This is a genomic window from Streptacidiphilus carbonis (genome assembly GCF_000787775.1).
Taxonomy (GTDB): Bacteria; Actinomycetota; Actinomycetes; order Streptomycetales; family Streptomycetaceae; genus Streptacidiphilus; species Streptacidiphilus carbonis.
In genome coordinates this window covers 1-5,707 of sequence record NZ_BBPM01000121.1, presented here as the reverse complement: position 1 = coordinate 5,707, position 5,707 = coordinate 1, and the positions used below count along the sequence as shown (strand labels likewise).

General features: G+C 73.8%; 5 protein-coding genes and 1 tRNA gene. 4 read left to right on the top strand and 2 right to left on the bottom strand.

Annotation, left to right across the window (positions count from 1 at the left end; translation table 11 throughout):
* Positions 1–44: 44 nt before the first annotated feature.
* Positions 45–212 carry a hypothetical protein gene (locus TR46_RS42985; RefSeq protein WP_161790281.1) on the bottom strand — a complete coding sequence of 56 codons (168 nt, stop codon included), beginning with the start codon at positions 210–212 and terminating at the stop codon, positions 45–47.
* Positions 213–409: 197 nt separating this feature from the next.
* Between TR46_RS42985 and TR46_RS37350 the strand changes: the two genes are divergently transcribed.
* On the top strand, positions 410–3,418 hold the full coding sequence (locus TR46_RS37350) for an AfsR/SARP family transcriptional regulator (RefSeq protein WP_042411679.1): 3,009 nt from the start codon (positions 410–412) through the stop codon (positions 3,416–3,418).
* Here the strand turns inward: TR46_RS37350 and TR46_RS37345 are convergent.
* Positions 3,337–3,981: an AMP-binding protein gene (locus TR46_RS37345; protein WP_052433466.1), complete on the bottom strand. Its 645-nt coding sequence runs from the start codon at positions 3,979–3,981 to the stop codon at positions 3,337–3,339. The two genes, TR46_RS37350 and TR46_RS37345, sit on opposite strands and share 82 nt — an antisense overlap.
* A 158-nt stretch (positions 3,982–4,139) precedes the next feature.
* Here TR46_RS37345 and TR46_RS37340 point away from each other — a divergent pair.
* The 3 genes from TR46_RS37340 to TR46_RS37330 all read left to right on the top strand — a co-directional run.
* A tRNA-Lys gene (locus TR46_RS37340) sits at positions 4,140–4,213 on the top strand.
* Between the two features lie 163 nt (positions 4,214–4,376).
* The gene (locus TR46_RS37335; RefSeq protein WP_042411676.1) at positions 4,377–5,351 is read left to right on the top strand and encodes an acetylxylan esterase; all 975 of its coding nucleotides are present in this window, start codon (positions 4,377–4,379) and stop codon (positions 5,349–5,351) included.
* Positions 5,352–5,477: 126 nt separating this feature from the next.
* A partial coding sequence (locus TR46_RS37330; protein ID WP_042411673.1) for a hypothetical protein occupies positions 5,478–5,707 on the top strand: 230 nt, incomplete at its 3' end.

Sequence of the window (5,707 nt, the reverse complement as noted above, 5' to 3'; positions counted from 1 at the left end):
CCCCCCGAGATCCCCTCCCGAGACGCGGTATTCCGGGTGCCGCGTTACTGCTGGCTGCGCACCCGGTCCGGGTCGACCACGGCGCCGGTCCCCTCGGCCGGCGTCGTGTCGTCCGCCGTCAACTCCACAGCAACCGTTTCCACCGAAGTCGGCTCGGCCTCCCCCGTGGCGGTCGAGTCGGACTCCGTTGCATCGTTCTGCGGCGTGGTCATGCTGCTGCTCCTCGATATGCGGTGAAGCGATGAGGCATCGAGTTGATGTGGGCTCCTATGATGACCTACTCGAATCAACGCTCGTTCAACGGCGGCCGGGATGGTCGGGTACGTCGGAAAGGTCGGCCTGTTCGCGCGTGAGTGCTACCGTCCCGACTGGTGTACGGGCAATTTCCAGCGCTCTGGGGAGAATACGGATGCGCAGTGGAACGGACGGGACGGGAACCGGGCTGAGCTTCCGGGTGCTCGGCGAGGTCCGCGGACAGCTCGACGGCCGGACGCTACGACTGGGGTCGCCGCAACAGGTGGCCGTCCTGGTCAGGTTGCTGCTGAACCACGGGCACAGCGTCTCGATCGACGAGCTGGTGGACGGTATCTGGGGCGGCGATCCGCCGGCCCGCGCTGTCGGCGCGGTGCGCACCTACGTCTCCCGGCTGCGGACCGAACTCGAACCGGACCGGGCCGTCCGGACCCCGGCCCGGGTGCTGCTGTCCACCGGCGACGGCTACACCCTCCGGGTCGATCCGGACTGCCTGGACCTGTACACCTTCGAACACCTGCTGGCCGAGGGCGACCGCTCGGTCGCCGCCGGGAAGCCGCAGCGGGCGCTGGACCTGCTCACCGAGGCGCTGGCGATGTGGCGCGGCGGCGCCCTGTCCGGGGTGCCCGGCGGCTACGCCGAGGGCCAGCGGCGCCGGTTGGGGGAGCTGTGGCTGTCCGGGGTCGAGTCCCGGATCGGCCTCGACCTCGAACTGGGCCGCACCAACCGGGCGATCGCCGCGCTGGGGCCGCTGACCGCCGAGTTCCCGCTGCGGGAGCGGCTGCGGGCACTGCTGATGCTCGCCCTCTACCGCAACGGCCGGCAGGCCGAGGCCCTGGGCGTGCACGCGGACACCCGCAGGCTGCTGATCGAGGAGCTGGGCGTCGAGCCCGGTCCGGAACTCGCCGCCCTGCAGCACCGGATCCTGGCGGCCGACCCGGAGCTGACCCCGGCGATCGGGGCCGCGGCGGTGGGCGGTGCGCCGGCCGGGGAGCCGCCCGACTCGGCCGGCATCCCGGCCATCAGCACGGTTCCGTCCCAACTCCCGCCGGACATACCGGACTTCAGCGGCCGTACCAAGCTGGTCGAGGAGATCGTCGACGCGCTGCACCGGGCGCCGGGGCAGGCGGTGGCGGTCTGCGCGCTGGCCGGGATCGGCGGGGTCGGCAAGACCACACTGGCGGTCCACTGCGCGCACCAGGCCCGCGCCTCCTTCCCGGACGGCCAGCTCTACCTGGACCTGCGCGGCGCCGGTCCCAACCCGGTCGACCCGGCCGCCGCCCTGGCCGAGTTCCTGGAGGTTCTCGGCACCCCGCCGGCCCAGCTGCCGGACACCGTGGAGCGGCGCACCGCGCTGTACCGCTCGCTGCTGGCCGACCGCCGGGTACTGGTGCTGCTGGACAACGTCCGGGACTCCACCCAGATCAGGCCGCTGCTGCCGAGCACCGGCGGCAGCACCGTGCTGGTGACCGGTCGGGGCCGTCCGGCCGGGCTGCCCGGGGTGCGGCTGGTGGACATCGACGTGTTCCAGGAGGAGGAGGCGGTCGAGCTCTTCGCCGCGGTGGCCGGGGCGGAGCGGGTGGCCGGCGCGCCGGATGCGGTGCGCGAGGTCGTCGCCGCCTGCTCGCTGCTGCCGCTCGCGGTGCGGATCGTCGCCTCGCGGCTGGCGGTCCGCCCCTCCTGGACGGTCGCCTCGCTGGCCCGGCGCCTCGCCGACCAGCGCCGGCGCCTCGACGAGCTCCAGGTCGGCGACCTGGCGGTGGAGGCCACCTTCCAACTCGGCTATCTCCAGCTGAGCGAGGAGCAGGCGCGGGCCTTCCGGCTGGTCTCGCTGCCCGAGGGCCCGGACTGCTCGGCGCCCGACGCCGCGGCCCTGCTCGGCCTCAGCGTCTTCGAGGCCGAGGCGCTGGCGGAGTCGCTGGTCGACGCCGGGCTGCTGGAGAGCGAGGAGCCGGGCCGCTACCGCTACCACGACCTGCTCCGGCTCTTCGCCCGCCGGCGCGCGGAGGAGACCGACCCGGAGCCCGTGCGCCGCCGCAGCCTGCTGCTCCTGCTGGACCATCTGCTGGCCTGCGTCCGCAACGCCTCGCGGACCCTGGAGGGCGACGACCTGCTCAGCTGGAGCCTGCACCGGACCGTCGGCACCGGGGAGCCGCTCACCGACCCGGACGAGGCCCGGGAGTGGCTGCGGGTGCAGCGCACCCTGCTGCTCGCGGTGCTGGGGCAGTCGCTGCGGCAGGCCCCGGCGGAGTCGCTGCCGGCCGTGGTCGACCTGCTGCTGGGCTGGATGTGGCTGATCGACCCCGAGGTGCACGCCGAGGACTTCCACGCGGTGCTGGGCCTGGCGCTGACGGCGGCCCGGGAGAAGGGCTGCGACGCGCGGGGCGAGGCCCGGCTGCACTACCTGGTCGGCATGCTGCACGGGCTGTCCGGCGACGGCGCACCGGCCGAGGAGTCGCTGCGCCGCTCGCTGGAGTGCCTGGACCCCGAGCGGGGCGGCGTCGAGGACCATCCCGAGATCCACTACACCGTCGCGGCCGAACTCGCCGTGGTGCTGAACACCGCCGGCCGCTCGGAGGAGGCGCTGCCCTATCTGGAGCTGGCCCGGGACCTCTGCCGCGACCTGGGCCACCAGGCCGACGAGGCCCGGCTGCTGGGCAACATCGCCCGGGCCCACCTCACCGGCGGCAGGCCGGCGCAGGCGCTGGAGGCGGCCCGGGACGCGGTCCGCACCGCCCGCGCCGCCGAGCACCCCAGCTGCCTGGCGGACGCGCTCTACCAGCTGGGCACGGTGCTGCTCGGCAACGGGCAGCACGGGGAGGCGAGCACCCGGCTGATCGAGGCCGTGGAGATGCTGCGCCGCCAGGAGCGCTACTCGACCGAGGGCTGCGCGCTGGCCCGGCTCTCCTCCTGCTACCTGGCCATGGACGCGGGGGCGGAGGCGGTCCGCTGCGCGGAGCAGGCCCTGGAGCTGGGCCGCCAGGTCAGCGCCCGGTACTGCCAGGGGCTCGCCCAGGAGTCACTGGGCCGGGCGCTGGTCCGGCTGGGACAGAGCGAGCGCGGCCGCGGCTGCCTGACGGAGGCTCAGCGGCTCTTCGAGGAGTTGGAGGTGACCGAGGCGATCGCGGTCCGCGACCTCCTGGAGACACTGCCCGCCAGCGCCTGATGCCACCACCGGTCCCGCCCGGGAGTCCAGCCCACCGGACGCCCGTTGCGCTGCACCACGAGTACCGTGCCGACAACGGCTGTGGCCCCGGCTGCGGTCCCGGCAACGCCCGGCGCACCCACCGCCGTGGTCGCCGCACCCGCGCGACGGGGCTCCCGCAACACCCGGTCCAGCACGGCCTTCGGCGACAGCAGCCCGCCGGCCGCCGCCACGGCGTCGGCGGTCACCACGACCCGGGGCCGCTCGACCCGGATCCGCTCCCGCAGCGCACTCCACGCCGGTACGGTCTCCGCCTCGATCACCGCCCGCGCGCCCAGCCGCTCGCAGGCCAGCGTCGCGATCACCGCCTCGGGCATGGCCGGCAGGAACACCAGCACCGCGTCGCCCTGCTCCACTCCCGCTCCCCGGAACACCGCCGCCGCCCGCCGTACCTGGTCCTCCAGGCCCTCGAAGGTGTAGAGCTCGGCCTCGCCGCTCTCCCCCAGCCAGTGGAGGGCCACCTGGTCGGCGGCTCTGAGCGGATCGGCGTGCGGGTCCTTCGGCGTGGTGGTGGGGATCGGCATCGCGCGCTGCTCTCGTAGTCGGGAGTGACGAAAGGGACCGGGACGAGCACATCGTCCCGGTCCCCGATCAACAGCGACTCAACAGCCGCGGCGGCGCCGTCCGCGCATCCGATTCAGTGTTTGGGGCCGGTGTCATGTATGGTTTTCCACGTCAGCAGGCGCCGCTAGCTCAGTTGGTTAGAGCAGCTGACTCTTAATCAGCGGGTCCGGGGTTCGAGTCCCTGGCGGCGCACAGCCAGCAGCACAGGGGTCCGGCTCGGAAGAGCCGGACCCCTGTGGCATGTGCCGGCGCCCGGTCACTGCGCGGCCGTCGTCAGGCGCACCCCGGGGTGGCGTTCTCCCGGGTCGGTGGTGTTCTCTGTTCTGATCATCCACTGACGAAGGACGACTGAACCATGGCCCTGTTCGACCTGCCTCTGGACCAGCTCCGCAGCTACCGCAGTTCGGCGGTCGAGCCGGCCGACTTCGACCAGTTCTGGTCGAAGACCCTGGCCGAGACCCGGGCGCACGGCCTGGACCCGCGCTTCGAGCGGGTGGAGACCGGGTTGACCTCGGTGGAGGTCTACGACGTGACCTTCGCCGGGTTCGGCGGACAGCCGGTGAAGGGCTGGTTCGTCCTTCCGGCCGGGACGGCGCGGCCGCTGCCGGTGGTGGTCGAGTTCATCGGCTACGGCGGCGGACGGGGCCAGGCGCACACCCATCTGCTCTGGGCCTCGGCCGGCTTCGCCCACTTCGTCATGGACACCCGCGGCCAGGGCAGCGGGTGGGCCACCGGCGACACCCCCGACCCGGTCGGCAGCGCCCCCGCCTACCCCGGCTTCATGACCAGGGGCATAACGGACCCGCACGACTACTACTACCGCCGGGTCTTCACCGACGGCGTGCGCGCCGTCGAAGCCGCTCGCTCGCACCCGCTCAGCGACGCCTCGCGCACCGCGGTCACCGGCGTCAGCCAGGGCGGCGGGATCACCCTGGCCGTCGGCGGACTCGTGCCGGACCTGGTGGCGGTCGCCCCGGACGTGCCCTTCCTCTGCGACTTCCCGCGCGCGCTGACGCTCACCGACAGCAGGCCCTACCGCGAGGTCGGCGACTACCTGAAGACCCACCGCAACCTGATCCGGCAGACCCGCAGCACCCTCGGCTACTTCGACGGCGTGCACTTCGCGGCCCGCGCGACGGCGCCCGCACTGTTCTCCACCGCCCTGGAGGACGGCGTCTGCCCGCCGTCGACGGTCTTCGCCGCGTTCAACGCCTACGGCAACGAGGACAAGGCGATCGAGGTCTACGACTTCAACGGCCACGAGGGCGGCGGCCCGTTCCAGCAGGCCGCCCAACTGGCCTGGCTGCCGCAGCGGCTCCGGCAGGGCTGAACGCCGGCGGCCCGGCGGAACTCCCCGGCCGGCGGCCGTGGCGTCCTGCCGTTCCCACGCGCGCGCGTGCTAGCGTGCCGCCGCACGCACAACGGGGGCGGCGAAGCAGCAGGTGGGGGACGAGAGATGGGCTCGACGGACGCGGACGGCCGCACCGATCCGGAGCAACTGGCGGATGAGCTGGGCGGTCTGAGCTTCCGTCAGCGGCGGCAGTTGGCTGCGGCGGGGTTCCGGCGACGGCAGCTGCGGCGGCTGGCCGGGACGCCGGCCGGGGCCGCGATGGTCCGCAGCGTGCTGCGCTGCTTCACCGACGGCCACGGGCGCCCCGGCCGTGAGGACATCGCCAGGGCCGACAG